Below are 20,697 nucleotides of genomic sequence, written 5' to 3'. Positions count from 1 at the left end.
TGGGTTGCGGGCCGGGGCTGGGGCTGCGACGGGAGACGGAGTAGTAGCGCCCCTCGCCTTCAATGATCCCAGGCCTGGATATTCGTCTGGCGGCGGATCTTGCCGTCCGCGAGTTCCAGCATGGCGCTCATGTAGACCTTGACGCCGTCGGGATAGGTGCAGGTCTCGGCGAACGCGGCGTGGCTGCCCTCCATCAGGCCGTCGTCGATGTGGTGCTTCAGGGCGCGCCCGCAGACGTCGTCCAGCATGTCGCCGATCGCCTTCTTGCCCTTGAGCACGAGCGGCCGGCTCGGCGGATGGTCCTGGTCGATCACCCGGATTTCGGCATCGTCGGTATAGAAGGCCGCCAGCGCCTTGGCGTCGTTGCCTTCCACCGCTCTGCGGAGACTGGAGAGATTGAGCGCGTCCTGCATCGCTTCCTCCCATGGCTGCCGGCCGCCGGACGAACCGGCGCGCCAAGCCGAACGGCCGCGTCCAAGCTCTGGCGCGGCCGATCCAGTCTAGCCGATCGGGAAATGGGGAAGCGGAAGTTCGCGGGCGCCGGCCATCACAATCGAGCGACCGGGCCGCGATCGGCGAGGAGCCTATTACTTGCCGTCGCGCTCGTTCGGCTCGACGACATGGTACTCCGCGTCGATCGTCACGCCGTCGTTCGAACGGCCGCCGGGCGGCGCGCGGAAGGGATTGGGCTCCTCGAACGGGCTCGCCGTCTCGTAGGTCCGGCCCGTGGGACCGGGCCGCGGGCCGGGCTGGGCGCCGGGCGGCATGGCCCGCGCCAGGAAAGCGCGCAGGATACGGCGGCGGAACAGATAGACGATGCCGAGGATGGGGATCAGGATCAGCGCGATCGAGAACGAGACCACCAGGGCCGCGAAGACCACGGCGGCGCCGACGACCATGGCGGCGCCAAGCTTCAGCTTGTCCTTCCAGCTGGTCGCGCCGCGGGGGCCTGAAATCACGAAGGTCCGGTAGGTCGTCATCGTCTCCGCCTGTTCAATCTTGCCGACACCATGTGGGAGCCGTGAACCGATCGCGCAATGGCCGCGAGATCGACGATAGCAGGATCGAGGGCGAATGCGCCGGGAATTGGGCCGACGCGCAACGATGCGTTGCGCGTCGGTATCATTTTGTTTCTGAGCCGGGAAAGGATGCGAAAACGGCCTCAGGCCGGGATTTCGCTGCCGTCCTGGCTCCAGCGGGTGTGGAACTTGCCGGGCTTGTCGAGGCGGCCATAGGTGTGGGCGCCGAAATAATCGCGCAGGCCCTGCAGCAGGTTGGCCGGGCCGCGGGCGCGGCGCAGACCGTCATAATAGGCGATCGACGACGAGAAGGCCGGAACCGGGATGCCCTCGGCGATGGCGAGGCCGACGACCTTGCGCCAGTTCGCCTCGGCCTGAACCACGGCGTCGTGGAAATAGTCCTCGAGCAGCAGGTTGGAGACCTTGGCGCCCGAATCATAGGCCTCGCGGATGCGGTTCAGGAAGCGGGCGCGGATGATGCAGCCGCCGCGCCAGATGGTGGCGAGCTCGCCGAGCTTCAGATCCCAGCCGTACTGCTCGGCCGCAACCTGGAGCTGCTCGAAGCCCTGGGCGTAGGCGACGATCTTCGACGCGTAGAGCGCGTCGCGGATGGCGTCGATGTCGGCCTGGGTGATGGTGCGCTTGGCCGTTGCCGGATGCGGAAAGCGCTTCTCCGCCTCGGCGCGCTGGGCGCGACGGCCGGAAAGGGCGCGGGCGAACACCGCCTCGGTGATCGAGGTCAGCGGCACGCCGAGATCGAGCGCCGACTGCGCGGTCCAGCGGCCGGTGCCCTTCTGTTCCGCCTCGTCGACGATCGAATCGACCAGCGGCTTGCCGGTGTGGTCGACCTTGCGCAGCACGGCGTCGGTGATCTCGATCAGGTACGAGTTGAGCTCGCCCTTGTTCCATTCGGCGAAGATGTCGGCGATCTCGCCCGCCTCGAGACCGTAGACCGTCTTGAACAGGTCGTAGGCCTCGGTGATCAGCTGCATGTCGGCATATTCGATGCCGTTATGCACCATCTTGACGTAGTGGCCGGAGCCCTCGGTGCCGATATAGGTGCAGCAGGGCTCGCCATCGACCTGGGCCGCCATCTTGGTGACGATCGGCTCGATGCGGGCATAGGCCTCGCGCGTGCCGCCCGGCATCATGCTCGGACCCTCGAGCGCGCCTTCTTCGCCGCCCGAAACACCCATGCCGATGAACTTGATGTCGCGGTCCTTCAAGTAGTGGAAGCGACGGTTCGTGTCGGTATAGAGCGAGTTGCCGCCGTCGATGATGATGTCGCCGGTATCGAGATGCGGCAGCAGTTCCTCGATCACGTCGTCGACCGGCTGGCCGGCCTTGACCATGATGATGATGGCGCGCGGCTTGGCGATCGAGGCGACGAATTCAGGGATCGTCTTCGACGGCGTGAAGCGACCTTCGGAGCCGTGCTCGTTGATCAGTTCGTCGGTGCGGGCGCCGTTGCGGTTGAAGACGGCGACCCCGAAGCCCTTGCGGGCGGCGTTGCGGGCGAGGTTCGCGCCCATCACGGCGAGACCGAGCACGCCAATATCAGCGAGTTGCTGCAAAGTGTTTCATCCCTGATGTATCGTGTCTGACAGATACCCGGCAGCACGCAGGGCGCGCGCCGCCAGAGTGCGACCTCTTGGGCGGACGACCTTAGCACGCGCTGCCCGATCTGCCACCCGGCGAGATCAGGCAGGCATACTTCAACCGGCTACACGTCGAGGTTGACGACGTTGAGCGCGTTGTCCTGGATGAATTCGCGGCGGGGTTCGACCTCGTCGCCCATCAGCTTGGTGAAGAGATCGTCGGCGGCGTCCGCCTCCTTCACCTTCACCTGCAGCAGCGAGCGGACGTTCGGATCGAGCGTCGTCTCCCAGAGCTGGCTGGCATTCATCTCGCCGAGACCCTTGTAGCGCTGCATCTGGATGCCCTTGCGTCCCTGCAGGAACACGGCCTCCAGCAAGGAGCGCGGCCCGAAGATCGGCGTCGACATATCCTTGCGGCGCAGCGTCGACGGCTTGGCGAAGACGTCGGAAATACGCGAGGCGATCGCGTGCAGCTTGCGGGCGTCGGCCGAGTCGATCAGCGCCAGGTCGATAGTGTGCACCTCGCGCACGCCGCGAACCTCGCGCTCGAAGCGGTAGCCGCCATGCGGATCGAGCGAACCCTGCCAGCCGCGCTCTGTCTCCTCGGCGATCAGGTCGAGCCGCGTCGCGATGGCGTTGGCCGCGGCGGACGCGCGGTCCTTGTCTTCGAGGAGCGCCGGGTCGAGACCGCCGGCCATCGCCGCCTGCTCGACCATGCCGCGGTCATAGCGGGTGTGGATGCCGCCCAGGATCGTCGCGATCTGGCGCGCGTCCTGGATCAGGTGATCGAGATCGGCGCCGGTGCGGACCTCGCCATCGTCGAGCTGCAGCGCCGCCTCGTCGAGGCCCTGCTGGATGAGGTAGTCCTCCAGTGCGCGCTCGTTCTTCAGATACTGCTCCGAACGGCCACGGGTGACCTTATAGAGCGGCGGCTGGGCGATGTAGATGTGGCCGCGCTCGATCAGCTCCGGCATCTGCCGGAAGAAGAAGGTGAGCAGCAGGGTACGAATGTGGGCGCCGTCGACGTCGGCGTCCGTCATGATGATGATCTTGTGGTAGCGCAGCTTTTCCGGCGCGAACTCGTCCTTGCCGATCGAGGTGCCGAGCGCGATGATCAGCATGCCGATCTGCTCGGACGACAGCATCTTGTCGAAGCGCGCCCGCTCGACGTTCAGGATCTTGCCGCGCAGCGGCAGCACGGCCTGGTTCTCGCGGTTGCGGCCCTGTTTGGCGGAGCCACCTGCCGAGTCACCCTCGACGATGAAGATTTCGGACTTGGCCGGGTCGCGCTCCTGGCAGTCGGCGAGCTTGCCGGGCAGCGAGGCGATGTCGAGCGCGCCCTTGCGGCGGGTCAGCTCGCGCGCCTTGCGGGCGGCCTCGCGCGCCGTCGCCGCCTCGACGACCTTCGACACGATCGCCTTCGATTCGGTCGGATGTTCCTCGAACCACTGGCCGAGCATCTCGTTGACGATGTTCTCGACGACGGGGCGGACTTCCGAGGAAACCAGCTTGTCCTTGGTCTGCGACGAGAATTTCGGATCCGGCACCTTGACCGACAGCACCGCCGTCAGGCCCTCGCGGCAATCGTCGGCGGCGAGCGTCACCTTCTCGCGCTTCGAGATCCCCTGGCTCTCGGCATAGCCCGTCACCTGGCGCGTCAGCGCGCCGCGGAAGCCGGCCAGATGGGTGCCGCCGTCACGCTGCGGGATGTTGTTGGTGAAGCAGAGGACGTTCTCGTGATAGCTGTCGTTCCACCACATCGCGACCTCGACGGTGATGCCGTCGCGCTCGTTCGTCATGGTGATCGGCGCCGGCATCAGCGGCTTCTTGGTGCGGTCGAGGTAGCGCACGAAGGCTTCGAGGCCGCCCTCGTAGAGCAGCTCCTCGCGGCGCGGCTCGACGCCGCGCTTGTCGGTCAGGACGATGCGGACGCCGGAATTCAGGAAGGCGAGCTCGCGCAGCCGGTGCTCCAGCGTCTCGAAATCGAACTCCACCTTGGTGAAGGTCTCGGTCGAGGGCAGGAACGACACCTCGGTGCCGTTGCGGCCGTCCCAGTCGCCGATCACCTTCAGGGGCGACACGGCGTTGCCGTGCGCGAACTCGATCTCGTGTACCTTGCTGTTGCGCCAGATCTTGAGCTTGAGCCAGCTCGACAGCGCGTTCACGACGGAGACACCGACGCCGTGCAGACCGCCGGAGACCTTGTAGGAATTCTGGTCGAACTTACCGCCGGCATGCAGCTGGGTCATGATGACCTCGGCCGCCGAGACGCCTTCCTCGGCATGCAGATCGGTCGGAATGCCGCGGCCATTGTCGCGGACGGTGCAGGAACCGTCCGGATTGAGCGTCACCTCGACCAGATCGGCATGACCGGCGAGCGCCTCGTCGATGGCGTTGTCGACGACCTCGTAGACCATGTGATGCAGGCCGGAGCCGTCATCGGTGTCGCCGATATACATGCCCGGGCGCTTCCGGACGGCATCCAAACCCTTGAGCACCTTGATAGAATCGGCGCCATAGGCTTCGGAGGCTTGATCGCGGGCAATATCGGACATTCAGGCTTCCTTGAAAGCGTCGCGCGCGTGCGCGCGCGAAAAGTCGAATCGAGAGGCTAATATATTGCTTCGACAAGCAAATTGCACGCTTCCCCCTAGCCTTTAATGAGGGCGCGAGCATGGCGAAAGCAAAGCGCCGCCTTGCTTTGCGGCGCGAGCGCGTCGATAGGCCGCCCGCCGGGGGCCAGGTCAACGCAAGGTCGACGCCAAGTCGGCGCCAGGTCGGCGTCAGGGTCAGCGCGCGGCGTGCAGCGCCTCGAGGAAGGCTTCGCCGTAGAGGCCGAGCTTGCGCTCGCCGACGCCCTGCACGCCCCGCATCTCGTCGAGCGTTGAGGGCATCGTCTCCGCCATCTCGATCAGCGTGCGATCGGGGAAGACCATGTAGGCCGGCACGCCCTCGTCGCGGGCGATCTCGCGGCGAAGCGCGCGCAACTGCTCGAACATCGACGCGGTCGTCGCGTCGAGCCCGTCGGCGCGATCGCTCTCGCCCTTGCGGGACCGGCGGGCCGGCGCCTCGCGGATCGAGCGCAGCGCGATCTTCTCGTGCCCGAACAGCACCGCCTCGCCCTCGGGCGTGATGCGGAAGCCCCCATGCTCCTCGCTCGCCTCGGCGAGCGCGCCGGCGGCGAAGAGCTGGCGCACCAGCGTGCGCCAGGCATGAGCGCTGCGATCCGAGCCGACGCCGAAGGTCTTGATGCGGTCATGGCCCTGGCGCTGCACCGCGTCGGTCGCCTCGCCGCGCAGCACGTCGACGAGATGCGCCGCGCCATAGCGCTGGCCGGTGCGCACCACGGCGGAAAGCACCTTTTGCGCGTCGATCGTCGCGTCGACCAGCTCGGCGCCGCCCTGGCAGAGATCGCAATGGCCGCAGGGGCCGCGCTGTTCGCCGAAATAGGCGAGCAGCGCCTGGCGCCGGCAGGTCGCCGACTCCGCCAGATCCGTCATCGCCGCGAGGCGCTTCTTCTCGACCCGGCGCTGCGCCTCGCTGATCGCCTTCTCGTCGATCTGGCGGCGGCGGAAGGCCATGTCGTCGAGGCCATAGAGCGTCAGCGTATCGGCGGGCAGGCCGTCGCGGCCGGCGCGGCCGATCTCCTGGTAGTAGGCCTCGACCCCGGCCGGCATGTCGGCATGGATGACGAAGCGGACGTCCGGCTTGTTGATGCCCATGCCGAAGGCGACGGTCGCCACGACGACGACGCCGTCCTCCTGCAGGAAGATGTCCTGATGGCGGGAGCGCGTCTCGGCATCGAAGCCGGCGTGATAGGGCACCGAACGGATGCCCTTGCTGACCAGCCACTCGGACAGCTTCTCCGTCTTGTCACGCGACGAGGCGTAGATGATGCCGCTGCCGCCCTTGTGGCGGGCGAGGAAGTCGGCGATCTGCGTGCGCGGCCTATCCTTGGCCTCGAAGCGCAGATGGATGTTCGGCCGGTCGAAGGAATGCACGACGACGCGCGGCGGCGTCGAGAAGAGCTGGGCGACGATGTCGTTGCGGGTCGCCTGGTCGGCGGTCGCCGTCAGCGCCACCACCTGGACGCCGCCGAGCGCCTCGCGCACCGAGGCGAGCTGGCGGTATTCGGGGCGGAAATCATGCCCCCATTGCGAGACGCAATGCGCCTCGTCGATCGCGAGGCGACGGACATCGCAGGCGGCGAGCAGCGAGACCAGCCCATCGCCGGCGAGCCGCTCGGGCGAGACGAACAGCAGCGAGATCTCGCCGGCGCGCAGCCGCCGCAGCGTCTCGCGATTGGCATCCTCGCCATTGGTGGAGTTCAGCGTCGCGGCGGCGACGCCGACATGCTGCATCTGCTGCACCTGGTCGCGCATCAGCGCGATCAGCGGCGAGACGACGACCGTCAGGCCGCCATCGACGATCGCCGGCAGCTGGTAGCACATCGACTTGCCGGAGCCGGTCGGCATCACGGCGAGCACCGGCTCGCCGCTCATGACCGCCGCGATGACCTCGTCCTGGCCCGGGCGGAAATCATCGTAGCCGAAGACGGATTTGAGCGCGGCGCGGGCGCGCGATAGCGGCATGGAGTATCCGGGAAAGTGATTCGTTATCGGGCGAATCTAGTCGCTCGCGACGGGACATTCACGCCGGAAAGCCCGCCCCGCGTCGATCCGTCAACTCGGGAGGCAGCTCAGCGGGCGGCGATCGCTACCGCGGCGCCCGCCATGACGACGCTGCTGCCGCGATTGACCATCTTCACCGCCCTGGCGTTGGTGATCAGCCGGCGGGCCCGGAGCGTCACGCCGACATAGAAGGCGAAGACCAGCCCGACCACGGTCAGCGTCACGGTGGTCAGCTCCAGGAACGCCAGCGCGTCGATCCGGGTGATGTCGAGGATCGACGGCAGCAGCGCCAGATAGAACACCATGGTCTTCGGATTGCCGAGGCAGACGGCGAGACCGGCGAAGAACAGCTTGACCTGGCTCTCGCGCGCCGCGACGGGGGCGAGATCCGGCGCCGCGACGGGGGCCTTCCACATCTTCCAGGCGATGAACAGCAGATAGGCGGCGCCGGCATATTTGATCAGCGCGAACACCTCGTGGAAGGTCTGGGCGACGACGGCGAGGCCGAGCACGGCGAGCGCCAGCCAGACGATGTCGCCGATCGCCATGCCGGCGGTGAAGGCGATGGCGCCGGGACGGCCCCGTCCGAGCACGCGGGCGACGATCGCCGCGATGCCGGGACCCGGCGCGAAGGCGGCGACGGCCAGCGCGGCGGCGAAGAGCGCCAGACCCGAAATCGACAATCCCGTCATGATCCCGCCTCCTGCTGCGGCTCGACGCGGCCCGGCGTCACGGTGAAGATCTGCCCCGATTGCGGCAATTCGGCGAAGAGCGCCGGGTCGGCCCCGGTCATGAAGATCTGGCTGCCGAGCCGCTCGAGCGCCTCGAACAGGGCGGCGCGCCGACGCTGGTCGAGATGGGCGGCAATTTCGTCGAGAAGCACGATCGGCGCAAGCCCGCTCATCCGCGCGACGAGGCGGGCATGCGCCAGCACGATGCCGACGAGGAGCGCCTTCTGTTCGCCGGTCGAGGCGCGGCCGGCCGGCACGTCCTTCGGGCCATGGCGGACGACGAGATCGCTCGCCTGCGGGCCGACCAGGGTGCGGCCGGCGGCGCGGTCGCGGGCGCGGCCGTTGCGCAGCGCCGCGCGGTAGCGATCCTCCGCCTCGACCGCCGGCCCCTCGCCGATCCAGCTTTCGACGTCGCCCTCGAGCGCCAGCACGGCAAAGGGAAAGGGCGAGGTGTCGTCGCGTTCTTCGGCGATCAGGCCTGCGAGCCGCTCGGCCGTCTCCTTGCGGGCGGCGGCGACGGCGACGCCGATCTCGGCGATCTCGGCCTCCAGCCCGTCGAGCCAGGCGCGATCGGGAGAGGGATCCTCGAGCAGGCGATTGCGGCCGCGCACGGCCTTCTCGAACGCATTGACCCGGCTGCCATGCGTCGCGTCGACGGCGAGCACCAGCCGGTCGACGAAACGGCGGCGATCGCCGGCCGGGCCGGTGAACAGCCCATCCAGCGCCGGCGTCAGCCAGACGATGCGGAGATATTCGGCGAAAGCGGTGGCGGAGGAGACCGGCGCGCCGTCGATGCGGCAGCGGCGCGAGGGCGGCTGGCCATCGAGCGCGGTGCCGAGCCGGACGGGACCGTTTGCGGTGTCGAGGTCGACGGCCACGACGAAGCCGCCGCCACCGCCGATCCGCGCCATGTCGCCGAGATCGGCGCGGCGCAGGCCGCGCCCCGGCGACAGCAGCGAGATCGCTTCGAGCAGATTGGTCTTGCCGGCGCCGTTCTCGCCCGAAAGCGCGACGAGGCGCCCGGCGACCCGCACGTCGAGACGCTCATAGGACCGGAAATCCGCCAGCGTCAGCCGCGTGATGCGCGGCTGGCCGACGTCAGGGGAGAGGGTCACACGCGCATCGGCATCAGGACGTAGAGCGCGTCCTCGTCGCCGTCATCCTGGATCAGCGTCGGCGAGCCGGGATCGGCCAGCTTGAACAAGGCCGTGCCGGTCTTCAGCTGGCCGGCGATATCGAGCAGATATTTCGAATTGAAGCCGATATCGATCGGATCGGACTGGTAGTCGACGTCGAGCTCTTCCGTCGCCGAGCCCGAATCCGGGTTGTTGACGGTGAGCGCCAGCCGGCCTTCCGAGGTCAGCGACAGCTTGACGGCGCGGCCGCGCTCGCTGGCGATGGTCGAGACGCGGTCGACGGCGTTCGAAAAGGTGCCGCGATCGACCTTGAGCACCTTGTCATTGCCCTGCGGGATGACGCGGGCATAGTCCGGGAAGGTGCCGTCGATCAGCTTCGAGGTCAAGATGACGCCGCCGAACGAGACGCGGATCTTGGTGTCCGACAGCTCGATCGTGGCGGTCTCGTCGGAGTTCTCCAGGAGCTTCTGGATCTCGCCGACCGCCTTGCGCGGCACGATGATCCCCGGCATGCCCTCGGAGCCGGCTGGCGCAGCGGTCTGCGCGCGGGCCAGGCGATGGCCGTCGGTGGCGACGGCGCGCAGCACGGTCCGACCCTCGATCGCCGGCGTGTGCAGATAGATGCCGTTCAGATAGTAACGCGTCTCTTCGGTCGAGATCGCGAACTGGGTGCGGTCGATCAGCGTCTTGAAGGCCGAGGCCGGCATTTCGAAGCGGATCGGGAACTCGCCGGTGGTGAGATCCGGAAAATCGGTCTCCGGCAGCATCTGCAGCGAGAAATTCGAGCGGCCCGAACGGACCGTCAGCGTCTGGCCGTCGGCCGAGGTCTCCAGCGCCACTTCCGAGCCGTCCGGCAGTTTGCGGACGATGTCGTAGAGCATGTGCGCCGGCACCGTCGTCGCGCCGGGGCGGCCGACATCGGCGGCGATCGTCTCGAGAATCTCGAGATCGAGGTCGGTCGCCTTCAGCGTCAGCTCCGAGCCGGCGGCGCGGATCAGCACGTTGGAGAGGATCGGGATCGTGTTCCGTCGTTCGACCACGCGGTGCACGTGGTTGAGGGACTTCAGGAGGTTGGATCGCTCGAGGGTCGCTCTCATGAAACGCAGGAACCTTGACAGAAAAGCCGCGCGGATGGCGCGGCGCCGACAGAGGCCGGACGCAGCGTCCGGTACGGACCGTGGAAATTGGCTTGTTCCGGCCCGGAACGCAAGGCCCTCCCCCGCGATCCCGGGGATCGGGACGGGACGGGAGACAAAGAAGCCGGCGGAGATCCTCCGCCGGCTCAGGACCGATCGACTATTCGTCGATCATGCGCTTCAGCAATTCGATCTCTTCCGCCAGATGCTGGTCGCCCTGCATCATCTCCTCGACCTTGCGGACGGCGTGCAGCACCGTGGTGTGATCGCGACCGCCGAAGCGACGGCCGATCTCGGGCAGCGAGCGCGGCGTCAGCGTCTTCGACAGATACATGGCGATCTGGCGCGGCCGCACGATGGTGCGGGTGCGACGGCTCGACAGCAGGTCGGCCTTCGACACGTTGTAGTGGCGCGAGACGACCTTCTGGATGTCCTCGATCTTGACCCGGCGCGGCTCATGGGCGCCGACGAGATCGCGCAGCGTGATCTCGGCCGAGTTCATCGTCACCGGCTGGTTGGTGAACTGCCACTGCGCCACGAGGCGGTTCAGCGCGCCTTCCAGGTCGCGGCCGTTCGAGACGACCGACTGGGCGACGTATTCGATCACCGTCTCCGGCACTTCGACGCCCGGGTTCTGCGTCTGGGCGATCTGGTATCGGCTCTTCAGGATATCGCGGCGGAGGTCGAGGTCCGGCGGGGCGATCTCGAAGGCGACACCACCGCGCAGGCGCGAGCGGACGCGCTCGTCGAGCGTCTCGAGCTCAGCCGCCGGCCGGTCGGCCGCCACCACCACCTGCCGGGCGCCGTCGATCAGCGCGTTCAGCATGTGGCAGAATTCCTGCTGCACGGACTTGCCCTGCAGGAACTGCAGGTCGTCGATCAGAAGCAGGTCGATCTCGCGCAGCTGCTCCTTGAAGGCGATCGCCGACTGGTTCTTCAGCGCCGCGACGAAGCGGAACATGAAGTGCTCGGCGGTCAGGTAGACGACCTTGCGGCTCGGATCGGCGCGGCGCGCCGCCTGGGCGACGGCGTGCAGCAGATGCGTCTTGCCGCGACCGACGGCGGCATGAAGATAGAGCGGGTTGTAGGGCGTCGGCCGGCCGGCCGGCGTCTCGGCCACGGCACGGGCCGCGGCATAGGCGACGCGGTTGGCACCGCCCTCGCAGAAGGTGTCGAAGGTGAAGCGCGGATCGACGGGCGAACCGTCGCCATCGGGCTCGCTGCGAACCGGCGCGGCGGCCGCGGCGACGATCGGCGCGGCGCTGGCGGCCGGAATGAAGGTCGGCGCGGGCGTCGCCTGGACGGCGGCGGCGGGCTTCTCGACCTTGGCAGGCGCCCGGGCGCGGACGGCGCCGCGCACCAGCAGCTCGACCCGGCGAACGCTCTCGACCTCGGCGGCCCAGAGGCCGAGCAGCTTGTCGAGATAGTGCGCCTGGATCCACGATTTCAGGAATCGGGTCGGCACCGAAAGATCGACGGACGCGCCGTCGGAGCTCTCGAATTCAACCCGGGCGAACCAGCTCGAAAACACGTCTTCGCCCAGTTCCGTCCTGAGACGCGTCTTGACGCGTTCCCACAGCACCGCATCCGCGCGCCCGCTCATCGGCTGATCCCCATCGACAGCGATCGTCCTGAGAGCCGAAGCTCCGGATCCAAATTCGCCTGTCCTGTCGTCGCGCATCTGAGCCCCTCTCGTAACGAATGGCATCTTGTCATGATTGGACCCAAGGCAGTCCCGCGGCTTTCCAGCCATCCACGGAACCACGATGTCGGCCCTCGTCCAGCGGCCCTTCAAAGCCGCCGGCAATGTTGAAACACCGGTCGAAACCGGCTTCGGCCAGAGCGTTCGCCGCCGCGAGGCTGCGCGCGCCGGACCGGCACAGAAAATACAGAGCCGTCTCGCGGCCGATGCCGCGCCGTTCCAGCTCGGCGGCCAGCACCTCGGCGAAGTCGGCATTGACCGTCATCGCCGGGTAGCTCTGCCATTCGACCAGCAGCGTCTCCTTGCCGATCGCACTCAGATCGACAATGCCGACATAAGCCCACTCGGCCCGGGTCCGCACATCGATCAGCATCGACTGCGGTTCACTGGAGAGCCCTTCCCAAGCCTCATCGGCCGAAACGTCGCCGGCAAAGCTGCCGGCAGGCGAACGAGACATACTGCCCCCTCACGCACATGACCGTCAGGGTCACGTACTATGTAAATCTGAAGCTGATACAGGGTGGTTTAGGTTCTTCCAGAACGCGGAAGCAATTAAATACGCAAAAACACTACATATAGAGCAAACTGAATTTCCGCGATTTCAATGCTGCCTCGCCCCTAAACTCTGTAAGGCGAGAAACGCCTGTTAGAACTCTTGCCGGAGCACCCCACCGGCGGACGACAACTGACGCTGCCGTCTCCATGAGGTGGAAAATACACAGGGGGTCGGGGGCTCGCAACGCCGGTTGGCCAAGATTCGACCGCCCCTGCCCCCGGCCCTCCGGCCCTCCGCCTCGATTCCGGCACCCTGCCCCCGCGAATCCCTTACGAGTCAAAGGGTTCAGAAGGCGGCGCCGGCGCCTCAGAAAAGATCCAAAGCGGGCGAAAAAATTACGGCCGATGCCTCTTGACTCGTTCGGAATCCGACCGACTCGACAGGACAGCTAACCACCGCCACATAAGCCTTTGATTTTGTTGATCAAATGGTGCGAAGCAGGGATCGGGCACCGAGCGCCAAGACCGACCTTCGCGGCATTTCTGAGGCAGGGCAGGCACTTAACCGCATAACAAAAAAGCCCGGCCGAGGCCGGGCTTTTGTCAATCCCCAGAAACTCTGCAGCTTAGGCAGAGATCGCCTTCACGCGGGCGGCGAGGCGCGAAACCTTGCGGGAAGCGGTATTCTTGTGCAGCACGCCCTTCTGGGCGGCGCGCATCAATTCCGGCTGGGCGTTCTTGAACGCCTCGGCGGCGGCGGCGGCATTGCCGGAAGCGATCGCCTCCTCGACCTTGCGGACGTAGGTGCGCATGCGGCTGCGGCGCGTGCGGTTGACCTCGGCACGGCGAGCAATCTTGCGGGTCGCCTTCTTGGCGGACGGCGTATTGGCCATGAGGGGCCTTCCTGAAAAAGCGGTTCGGTGGACTTCCGTGCCGCAGATCCCAAGGGAACCCCAAGGAATTCGGGCTGAACGGAATGGGCGGCTACGACGCCGCCCGGTTCATGGGCGGCTTATAGTCGGCTGCTCGCGCGCCGTCAATCACGATCCGGCGGATTCAGCGGTTGCGGAACGCGGCGGGGCGCTTGTCGAGAAACGCCGCCATTCCCTCGCGCGCGTCCTCGGTCGCGAACAGCGAATGGAACAGCCGCCGCTCGGTGCGGATGCCGTCGGCGAGCGGGCTTTCGAAGGCGCGGTTGACCGCCTCCTTGGCCATCAGCACCGACGGCCGCGACAGGCCGGCGATCTTGCTGGCCGCCGCGACCGCCTGGTCGACCAGCTCGGCCGCCGGCACGACGCGCGAGACGAGGCCGATCCGCTCCGCCTCCTCGGCCTCGATCATCCGGCCGGTCAGCACCATGTCCATGGTCTTCGCCTTGCCGACCGAGCGGGCGAGGCGCTGCGTGCCGCCGGCGCCCGGCATCAGGCCGAGGGTGATTTCGGGTTGTCCGAACTTCGCGTTGTCAGCCGCGATGACAAGATCGCACATCAGGGCGAGCTCGCAGCCGCCGCCGAGCGCGAAACCGGCCACCGCCGCGATCACGGGCTTGCGGGTCGCCGCCAGCCGCTCCCAATGGGCGACGAAATCGTCGAGATAGACGTCGACATAGCCGAGCGCCTGCATCTCCTTGATGTCGGCGCCGGCGGCGAACGCCTTCTCCGAACCGGTCAGCACGATGGCGCCGATGGCATCGTCCGCCTCGAAGGCGTCGAGGCCGGCGTTCAGATCGGCGATCAACTGGCGGCTCAGCGCGTTGAGCGCCTTGGGGCGGTTCAGACGGATGAGGCCGACGGCGTCCCGCGTCTCGACAAGGATGGTCTCATAAGCAACGGTCTCATGGGCCATGGCGCGCTCCCGCTTCCCGAACCTCGCCCCTCCCCGACCGGCGGAGGCCGGGCGAAGCGGGTGGAGCCGCAGGCCTAGCGGACGATCGCCGCGCCTTCAAGACCGGAGCGTACAAACGTCCCCGCTCGCCGGCGGCTCACTTCTGGCAGGTGCCGCAATAGAAGGTGGAGCGGCCGGACTGCACCTTGCGCGCGATCACGCCGGAACAGTCGAGCTTCGGGCAGGGCTCGCCCTCGCGGTCATAGACCCGGAACGAGTGCTGGAAATAGCCGAGCTCGCCATTCGCCTGGCGGTGGTCGCGCAGTGACGAGCCGCCGGCGGCGATCGCCGCGGCGAGAACGTCGCGGATCGCCGTCGCCAGCCGGTCGGCCGCCTTGGCCGTGAGCGAGCCGGCGCTCTTCTCCGGCGACAGGCCGGACATGTGCAGCGCCTCGCAGACATAGATATTGCCGAGGCCGGCGATCAGGCTCTGGTCGAGCAGCGCCGCCTTCAGCGGGGTCTTCTTCGCCTCGAACAGGCGATGCAGCACCTTGCCGTCGAACTCGTTGCCGACCGGCTCGACCCCGAGGCCGGCGAGATGGCGCGCCGTCTCGATCCCCGCGCGCGGCACCAGGTCCATGAAGCCGAAGCGGCGCGGGTCATTATAGATGACGCGCTTGCCGTTCGAGAGATGGAAGACGACGTGGTCATGCGCCAGCGCTTTTCCGCGAGGATGGTGGAAGTCGCCAGGCGTCTCCGGCTCGGCGAGCGCGCCTTCTTCAATCCGGAACGAGCCGGACATGCCGAGATGCATGACGACGACGGCGCCGTCGTCGAGATCGGCGAGCAGATATTTGGCCCGACGCCCCAGCCCCTCGATGCGGCGGCCGGTCAGCCGCTCGGCGAAGCGCTCGGGAAACGGAAAGCGCAGATCCGGCCGGCGCTGCTCCAGCCTTTCGATCACGGTGCCTTCCATGGTGGGGGCAAGGCCCTGGCGGACGGTTTCGACCTCGGGAAGCTCTGGCATTTAGGCTGCGTCAACTCTGCGGGTGTCGGGGCCGTGGCGCATGGAAAGCGCTTCGGCTATCAAGGACTTCGTTTTCCAGATCGGGCGGTGGTCGCCCCTTTCCTGCGGAGCTCTCCGCAGACGCGATCGCTGGCTCATATGCGTAATATAAGGAGTGGGACGCCATGGCGACCGAATCTCGCAGCGAGACGCCCGAAACGGGCCGCGCCTCCTTCGGATTCCGCGATGTCGATGTCGATGCCAAGCAGGGCATGGTCAATGACGTCTTCCACAAGGTCGCCTCGCGCTACGACCTGATGAACGACTTCATGTCGGCCGGCCTGCACCGCGTCTGGAAGGACGCCATGGTGTCGTGGCTGACGCCGCCGCGCAACCGGCCGTTCGAAGTGCTCGACGTCGCCGGCGGCACCGGCGACATCTCGTTCCGCATCGTCGAGCGCTCGCACAAATCGGCCCGCGCCACCGTCTGCGACATCAACGCCTCGATGCTCGAGGTCGGCCGCGAGCGCGCGGCGAAGCGCGGCCTCGCCGAGCACGTCACCTTCGTCGAGGGCAATGCCGAGGAACTCCCCTTCGAGGACAACCGTTTCGACGCCTATACGATCGCCTTCGGCATCCGCAACGTGCCGCGCATCGACCAGGCGCTGAAGGAGGCCCACCGCGTGCTGAAGCCGGGCGGCCGCTTCCTCTGCCTGGAATTCTCCGACGTCGACGTCCCCGGCCTCGACAAGATCTACGACTTCTATTCCTTCAACCTGATCCCGGCGATGGGCAAGGTGGTGGCGGGCGACGCGGAGAGCTACCGCTACCTCGTCGAATCGATCCGCCGCTTCCCGCATCAGGAGCGCTTCGCCGAGATGATCCGGCAGGCGGGCTTTTCGAAGGTCTCCTACCGCAATCTGACCGGCGGCATCGCCGCCATCCACTCGGGCTGGAAAATCTGACGCAATGGCGCTCGGCATCGCCGCTCTCTTCCGCCTGGCCTCCGCCGGCTTCGTTCTGGCGCGCGAGGGCGCGTTCAGCCTGGTCGACATCGATGACGTGCCGCCGCCGGCGCGGCTTGGCGTGCGCCTCGGCCGCCTTCTGGAGCGCCGCTCCGCCGCCGCCCACGACCGCGGCGAGCGCATCACCGCGGCGCTGAACAAGCTCGGCCCCTCCTATGTGAAGCTCGGCCAGTTCATGGCGACGCGGCCCGATTTCGTCGGCGAGGACGTCGCCGATGCGCTCGGGCGGCTGCGCGACGAGATCGAGCCGTTCGGCGAGCAGGCGGCGCGCGTCGTCATCGAGAGGAATTTCGGCAAGCCGGTCGAGACGATCTTCACCAAGTTCTCGCCGCCGATCGCGGCGGCCTCGATCGCGCAGGTGCACAAGGCCGAGGTGATCGAGGCCGACGGCACGACGCGCGCCGTCGCGGTCAAGGTGCTGCGCCCCGGCGTCCGCTCGCGTTTTCATCGCGACCTCGAAACCTTCTATGCCGGCGCCAGGCTAGTCGAGCGGCTCGACCCGGCGATGCAGCGGCTGAAGCCGATCGCCGTCGTCGACACGCTGGCGCGCTCCGTCTCGATGGAGATGGACCTTCGCCTCGAGGCGGCGGCGCTCTCCGAAATGGCCGAGCGGACTTCTGGAGATCCCGGCTTCCGCGTGCCAAAAGTCGATTGGGCAAGGACGGCGCGCGACGTGCTGACGCTCGAATGGATCGACGGCGTCAAGCTTTCCGATCCGGCCGGGATCGAGGCGGCCGGGCATGACCGGAAGGAAGTCGCCCGGCGGCTGATGCAGGCCTTCCTGCGCCACGCCATGCGCGACGGCTTCTTCCATGCCGACATGCACCAGGGCAATCTATTCGTCGACGCGGCCGGCGACGTCGTCGCCGTCGATTTCGGCATCATGGGCCGGCTCGGCCGGGCCGAGCGGCGCTTCCTCGCCGAAATCCTCTACGGCTTCATCCGCCGCGACTATCTGCGCATCGCCGAGGTGCATATGGAAGCCGGCTATGTACCGGCCCGCCACGCGCCGGAAGATTTCGCGCAGGCACTGCGCGCCATCGGCGAGCCGATCCACGGCCAGCCGGCCAGCGACATCTCGATGGCGAACCTCCTGACGCTTCTCTTCGAAGTGACGGAGTTGTTCGACATGCAGACGCGGCCGGAGCTCCTGATGCTGCAGAAGACCATGGTCGTCGTCGAGGGCGTCGCGCGCTCGCTCGATCCGGAATTCGACATGTGGGAAGCGTCGGAGCCGGTGGTGCGGCAATGGATCGAGCGCAATCTCGGTCCGGTCGGCAAGATCGAGGAAGCGGCGACCGGCCTTGGCGAAATCGGCCACGCCGTGACGCGGCTGCCCGTCATGCTGCAGCATGGCGCCCGCATCGCACAGCAACTGAGCGACGCGACCCGCGACGGCCTGACGCTTTCGCCGGAGACCGTCGAGGCGATCGGCAGGGCCGAGGGACGGGGCAATCGCTGGCTGACGATCGGCGTCTGGCTGGCGGTCATCCTGCTCGCCTGGAATGCGTTCACCTGACGCAGGCCTTGGCCGCGTCGAGAGGATCGGGAGAGGAAGCATGGCGGATTTCGACACGACGTTGGCGGAAAAGCGCATCCTTCTCGTCATCGCGGGCGGCATCGCCGCCTATAAGAGCCTCGACCTGATCCGCCGCCTGAAGGAGCGCGGCGCCCAGGTGCGCGTCGTCATGACCCGCGGCGCGACGGAGTTCATCACCCCGCTCGCGGCCGGCGCGCTCGCCGGCGGCACGGTCTATACCGAACTCTTCGACCGCGAGGCCGAGCAGGATGTCGGCCATATCCGGCTGGCGCGCGAGGCCGACCTGATCCTCGTGGCGCCGGCGACCGCCGATCTGATGGCGAAGATGGCCGGCGGCCATGCCGACGATCTCGCCAGCGCCGTGCTACTCGCGACCAAGCTGCCCGTCCTCGTCGCCCCGGCGATGAACCCGGCGATGTGGTCGCATCCGGCGACGCAGCGCAACGTCGCCCAGCTCGCCGCCGACGGCGTCCGTTTCGCAGGCCCGGAGCGTGGGGAGATGGCCGAGAGCGGCGAGGCCGGCACCGGCCGGATGAGCGAGCCGCTCGCCATCGTCGCCGCCGTCGAGGCCTTTTTCGCCAACGGTACCGCGCCGACGGGCGCCGAGCGCACCAGCGCCAAGCCCTTGAGTGGAAAGCATATTCTGATCACGGCCGGGCCGACGCACGAGCCGATCGACCCCGTCCGCTACATCGCCAACCGCTCCTCGGGCAAGCAGGGTTTTGCCATCGCGGCGGCGGCGGCTGCGGCCGGTGCCCGCGTCACCCTGATCGCCGGGCCGGTTGGGCTCGCCGATCCCGCCGGCGTCTCGGTGCGCCGGGTCGAGACGGCGCGCGACATGCTCGCCGCCGTCGAAATCGCGCTGCCGGCCGACATCGCCGTCTTCGCCGCGGCCGTCGCCGACTGGCGGCCGGCGCATGAGGCGGCCTCGAAGCTGAAGAAGGACGGCAGCGGAAACGTGCCGCCCCTGCATGTCACGGAAAACCCGGACATCCTCGCCACCATCGCCCACCGCCGGGAGGGTCGCCCCGGCCTCGTCGTCGGCTTCGCCGCCGAGACGGACGATGTGCTTGAAAACGCGAAGAAAAAGCTCGGCCGCAAGGGCGCCGACGTCATCGTCGCCAATGACGTGTCGCCGGCGACCGGCGTGATGGGCGGCGCGGCGAATACCGTGCATCTGGTAACGACGGCGGGCATCGAGAGCTGGCCGGAACTGCCGAAGGACGAGGTGGCGCGCCGCCTGGTAGACTGGATCGCCGGACAGATTTCGAAGACCTCCTGACGGGGAAGGACGGGGCCATTCGCACGCTCGCGACGATCTTCCGCTGGCTCTGCCGGCTGCTGCTCTGGCTCGTCATCCTTGTCACGGCGGCACTGGTCGGGCTGGCCTTCTGGTACCAGCTGCCGCTGCCGGAGACGGCGAAGAAGATCGCCATCGGCCTCTGGGCGCTCTTCGCCCTCGGCGTGCTTTTCCTCGATATATCAAGGCGTTCCTGGATCGCGCGCGCAGCCTATCTGCTGGCGCTCGTCGCCGTCGGCCTCTGGTGGGCGTCGATCAAGCCGAGCTTCGACCACGAATGGGCGCCTGATGTCGAACACATCGTCACCGGCACGCGCAACGGCGACATCGTCACGCTGACGAATGTCCGCGATTTCGACTGGGTGAGCGAGACCGAGTTCACGCCGCGCTGGGAGACACGGACCTACGACCTCGCGAAACTCGAGAGTGTCGACCTGTTCCTCTCCTACTGGTCCAGCCCGGCGATCGCCCACACGCTCGTCTCCTTCGGCTTCGAGGGCGGCGATCATGTTGTTTTCTCAGCGGAAATCCGGAAAGAAAAGGGCGAGAGCTTCTCGTCGATCGGCGGCTTCTTCAAGGAGTTCGACCTCGCCCTGATCGCCGCTGACGAGCGAGACATCATCCGCCTTCGCACCAATATCCGCGGCGAGGACGTCTATCGCTATTCGGTACACATGCCCAAGGCCGGCATGCAGGAGCTGTTCTGGTCCTATGTCGAGACCGGCAACCGGCTTGCGACCGTACCGACCTTCTACAACACCGTCACCACCAACTGCACGACGGTGGTGTTCCGCCTGCTTCGGGCGCTCGATCCGGCGTTGCCGTTCGACTATCGCATCCTGCTTTCGGGCTACCTGCCCAGTTATATCTATCAGAATCAAGGCTTTGAGACCGGCCTGAGCGAGGCCGAGTTCCGCCGCCGCGCCGCGATCAGCGCGCTCGGCATCGCCGCCGGCGACAGCCCCGATTTCTCCGCCGCCATCCGGGTTAACGACCTTCCAGCCCGTTAGCCTACCGTTACTGTCTTGTTAAGCATGAGGGACCGCGCCGTGCCGCACCAGCCGACGATCGAACTGAAGGTGCTCGACCCGCGCCTCGAGGCCTGGGGCCTGCCCGCCTATCAGAGCGACATGGCGGCGGCGATCGACCTCCGCGCCGCGATCGACGCCCCCGTCGTGATCGAGGCGGGCTCGCCGGCGGTCCTGATCCCGAGCGGCCTCGCGCTCTTCATCCGCGACCCCTTCGTCGCCGCGATGATCCTGCCGCGCTCCGGCCTCGGCCACAAGCAAGGCCTGGTGCTCGGCAATTCGACCGGGCTGATCGATGCCGACTATCTCGGCCCGATCCTGGTCAGCGTCTGGAACCGCAACGCCGCCGGCAGCGAGCCGATCACCATCGAGCCCGGCGACCGCATCGCCCAGATGATGTTCGTGCCGGTGGTGCGGCCGCGCTTCGAAGTGGTGGCGGAATTCTCGACCGAGACGGCGCGCGGCGCCGGCGGCTTCGGCTCGACCGGCGGCAAATAGCCCGCCCGATCTCGACCGGCCGGGCTGC

The 20,697-nt window shown here is 67.4% G+C and carries 18 protein-coding genes; 5 read left to right on the top strand and 13 right to left on the bottom strand.

Features of this window, described 5'->3' with window-relative positions; all coding sequences use genetic code 11:
• Window positions 1–59: 59 nt before the first annotated feature.
• From K32_RS23230 to mutM, 13 genes are all read right to left on the bottom strand, one after another.
• Window positions 60–413, bottom strand: a complete 354-nt coding sequence (locus K32_RS23230) for a nuclear transport factor 2 family protein (RefSeq protein WP_201401757.1) — start codon at window positions 411–413, stop codon at window positions 60–62.
• 174 nt (window positions 414–587) lie between these two features.
• Window positions 588–980, bottom strand: a complete 393-nt coding sequence (locus K32_RS23225) for a hypothetical protein (protein ID WP_201401756.1) — start codon at window positions 978–980, stop codon at window positions 588–590.
• A gap of 182 nt (window positions 981–1,162) precedes the next feature.
• Window positions 1,163–2,551, bottom strand: coding sequence for an NADP-dependent phosphogluconate dehydrogenase (gndA, locus tag K32_RS23220; protein WP_201404636.1), 1,389 nt, complete (start codon window positions 2,549–2,551; stop codon window positions 1,163–1,165).
• Between the two features lie 191 nt (window positions 2,552–2,742).
• Window positions 2,743–5,172: a DNA topoisomerase (ATP-hydrolyzing) subunit B gene (gene gyrB / locus K32_RS23215; protein ID WP_201401755.1), complete on the bottom strand. Its 2,430-nt coding sequence runs from the start codon at window positions 5,170–5,172 to the stop codon at window positions 2,743–2,745.
• A gap of 234 nt (window positions 5,173–5,406) precedes the next feature.
• Window positions 5,407–7,209: a DNA helicase RecQ gene (gene recQ / locus K32_RS23210; RefSeq protein WP_201401754.1), complete on the bottom strand. Its 1,803-nt coding sequence runs from the start codon at window positions 7,207–7,209 to the stop codon at window positions 5,407–5,409.
• A 107-nt stretch (window positions 7,210–7,316) separates the two neighbouring features.
• On the bottom strand, window positions 7,317–7,940 hold the full coding sequence (locus K32_RS23205) for a LysE family translocator (protein WP_201401753.1): 624 nt from the start codon (window positions 7,938–7,940) through the stop codon (window positions 7,317–7,319).
• Window positions 7,937–9,094, bottom strand: coding sequence for a DNA replication/repair protein RecF (recF, locus tag K32_RS23200; RefSeq protein ID WP_201401752.1), 1,158 nt, complete (start codon window positions 9,092–9,094; stop codon window positions 7,937–7,939). The genes K32_RS23205 and recF overlap by 4 nt, the downstream gene beginning before the upstream one ends.
• Window positions 9,091–10,212: a DNA polymerase III subunit beta gene (gene dnaN / locus K32_RS23195; protein WP_201401751.1), complete on the bottom strand. Its 1,122-nt coding sequence runs from the start codon at window positions 10,210–10,212 to the stop codon at window positions 9,091–9,093. The genes recF and dnaN overlap by 4 nt, the downstream gene beginning before the upstream one ends.
• 199 nt (window positions 10,213–10,411) lie before the next feature.
• On the bottom strand, window positions 10,412–11,854 hold the full coding sequence (gene dnaA / locus K32_RS23190) for a chromosomal replication initiator protein DnaA (RefSeq protein ID WP_201401750.1): 1,443 nt from the start codon (window positions 11,852–11,854) through the stop codon (window positions 10,412–10,414).
• 109 nt (window positions 11,855–11,963) lie between these two features.
• A complete protein-coding gene (locus tag K32_RS23185; RefSeq protein WP_201401749.1) occupies window positions 11,964–12,410 on the bottom strand; it encodes a rhodanese-like domain-containing protein in 447 nt (148 codons plus the stop codon).
• Window positions 12,411–13,074: 664 nt separating this feature from the next.
• Entirely contained in the window at window positions 13,075–13,341 is a 267-nt protein-coding gene (gene rpsT / locus K32_RS23180; RefSeq protein ID WP_201401748.1) for a 30S ribosomal protein S20, read from the bottom strand.
• A gap of 163 nt (window positions 13,342–13,504) precedes the next feature.
• The gene (locus tag K32_RS23175; protein ID WP_201401747.1) at window positions 13,505–14,293 is read right to left on the bottom strand and encodes an enoyl-CoA hydratase; all 789 of its coding nucleotides are present in this window, start codon (window positions 14,291–14,293) and stop codon (window positions 13,505–13,507) included.
• A 136-nt stretch (window positions 14,294–14,429) separates the two neighbouring features.
• Window positions 14,430–15,299 carry a bifunctional DNA-formamidopyrimidine glycosylase/DNA-(apurinic or apyrimidinic site) lyase gene (gene mutM, locus K32_RS23170; protein ID WP_201401746.1) on the bottom strand — a complete coding sequence of 290 codons (870 nt, stop codon included), beginning with the start codon at window positions 15,297–15,299 and terminating at the stop codon, window positions 14,430–14,432.
• Window positions 15,300–15,463: 164 nt separating this feature from the next.
• On the opposite strand from mutM, the gene ubiE reads away from it, so the two are divergent.
• Genes ubiE through dut form a run of 5 tightly spaced genes read left to right on the top strand, consistent with a single transcriptional unit; the run spans window position 15,464 to window position 20,669 of the window.
• Window positions 15,464–16,243: a bifunctional demethylmenaquinone methyltransferase/2-methoxy-6-polyprenyl-1,4-benzoquinol methylase UbiE gene (ubiE, locus tag K32_RS23165; protein ID WP_201401745.1), complete on the top strand. Its 780-nt coding sequence runs from the start codon at window positions 15,464–15,466 to the stop codon at window positions 16,241–16,243.
• Between the two features lie 4 nt (window positions 16,244–16,247).
• Window positions 16,248–17,822 carry a 2-polyprenylphenol 6-hydroxylase gene (gene ubiB / locus K32_RS23160; RefSeq protein WP_201401744.1) on the top strand — a complete coding sequence of 525 codons (1,575 nt, stop codon included), beginning with the start codon at window positions 16,248–16,250 and terminating at the stop codon, window positions 17,820–17,822.
• Window positions 17,823–17,862: 40 nt separating this feature from the next.
• Window positions 17,863–19,125: a bifunctional phosphopantothenoylcysteine decarboxylase/phosphopantothenate--cysteine ligase CoaBC gene (coaBC, locus tag K32_RS23155; protein WP_201401743.1), complete on the top strand. Its 1,263-nt coding sequence runs from the start codon at window positions 17,863–17,865 to the stop codon at window positions 19,123–19,125.
• 17 nt (window positions 19,126–19,142) lie between these two features.
• Window positions 19,143–20,153 carry a DUF4105 domain-containing protein gene (locus K32_RS23150; RefSeq protein ID WP_371813056.1) on the top strand — a complete coding sequence of 337 codons (1,011 nt, stop codon included), beginning with the start codon at window positions 19,143–19,145 and terminating at the stop codon, window positions 20,151–20,153.
• A gap of 39 nt (window positions 20,154–20,192) precedes the next feature.
• Complete coding sequence (dut, locus tag K32_RS23145) at window positions 20,193–20,669, top strand: dUTP diphosphatase (RefSeq protein ID WP_201401742.1); 477 nt, start codon at window positions 20,193–20,195, stop codon at window positions 20,667–20,669.
• The last annotated feature ends 28 nt before the right edge of the window (window positions 20,670–20,697 follow it).

Origin of the sequence: Kaistia sp. 32K (genome assembly GCF_016629525.1) — a bacterium.
Taxonomy (GTDB): domain Bacteria; phylum Pseudomonadota; class Alphaproteobacteria; order Rhizobiales; family Kaistiaceae; genus Kaistia.
This window is presented reverse-complemented; position numbering and strand designations above follow the sequence as displayed.

What these genes read in the sequence shown, in the direction of transcription:
- K32_RS23230 (WP_201401757.1), bottom strand. Translation starts at nt 413, where the DNA reads ATGCAGGACGCGCTCAATCTCTCCAGTCTCCGCAGAGCGGTGGAAGGC.
- K32_RS23225 (WP_201401756.1), bottom strand. Translation starts at nt 980, where the DNA reads ATGACGACCTACCGGACCTTCGTGATTTCAGGCCCCCGCGGCGCGACC.
- gndA (WP_201404636.1), bottom strand. Translation starts at nt 2,551, where the DNA reads ATGGGCGCGAACCTCGCCCGCAACGCCGCCCGCAAGGGCTTCGGGGTC.
- gyrB (WP_201401755.1), bottom strand. Translation starts at nt 5,172, where the DNA reads ATGTCCGATATTGCCCGCGATCAAGCCTCCGAAGCCTATGGCGCCGAT.
- recQ (WP_201401754.1), bottom strand. Translation starts at nt 7,209, where the DNA reads ATGCCGCTATCGCGCGCCCGCGCCGCGCTCAAATCCGTCTTCGGCTAC.
- K32_RS23205 (WP_201401753.1), bottom strand. Translation starts at nt 7,940, where the DNA reads ATGACGGGATTGTCGATTTCGGGTCTGGCGCTCTTCGCCGCCGCGCTG.
- dnaN (WP_201401751.1), bottom strand. Translation starts at nt 10,212, where the DNA reads ATGAGAGCGACCCTCGAGCGATCCAACCTCCTGAAGTCCCTCAACCAC.
- dnaA (WP_201401750.1), bottom strand. Translation starts at nt 11,854, where the DNA reads ATGAGCGGGCGCGCGGATGCGGTGCTGTGGGAACGCGTCAAGACGCGT.
- K32_RS23185 (WP_201401749.1), bottom strand. Translation starts at nt 12,410, where the DNA reads ATGTCTCGTTCGCCTGCCGGCAGCTTTGCCGGCGACGTTTCGGCCGAT.
- rpsT (WP_201401748.1), bottom strand. Translation starts at nt 13,341, where the DNA reads ATGGCCAATACGCCGTCCGCCAAGAAGGCGACCCGCAAGATTGCTCGC.
- K32_RS23175 (WP_201401747.1), bottom strand. Translation starts at nt 14,293, where the DNA reads ATGGCCCATGAGACCGTTGCTTATGAGACCATCCTTGTCGAGACGCGG.
- mutM (WP_201401746.1), bottom strand. Translation starts at nt 15,299, where the DNA reads ATGCCAGAGCTTCCCGAGGTCGAAACCGTCCGCCAGGGCCTTGCCCCC.
- ubiE (WP_201401745.1), top strand. Translation starts at nt 15,464, where the DNA reads ATGGCGACCGAATCTCGCAGCGAGACGCCCGAAACGGGCCGCGCCTCC.
- ubiB (WP_201401744.1), top strand. Translation starts at nt 16,248, where the DNA reads ATGGCGCTCGGCATCGCCGCTCTCTTCCGCCTGGCCTCCGCCGGCTTC.
- coaBC (WP_201401743.1), top strand. Translation starts at nt 17,863, where the DNA reads ATGGCGGATTTCGACACGACGTTGGCGGAAAAGCGCATCCTTCTCGTC.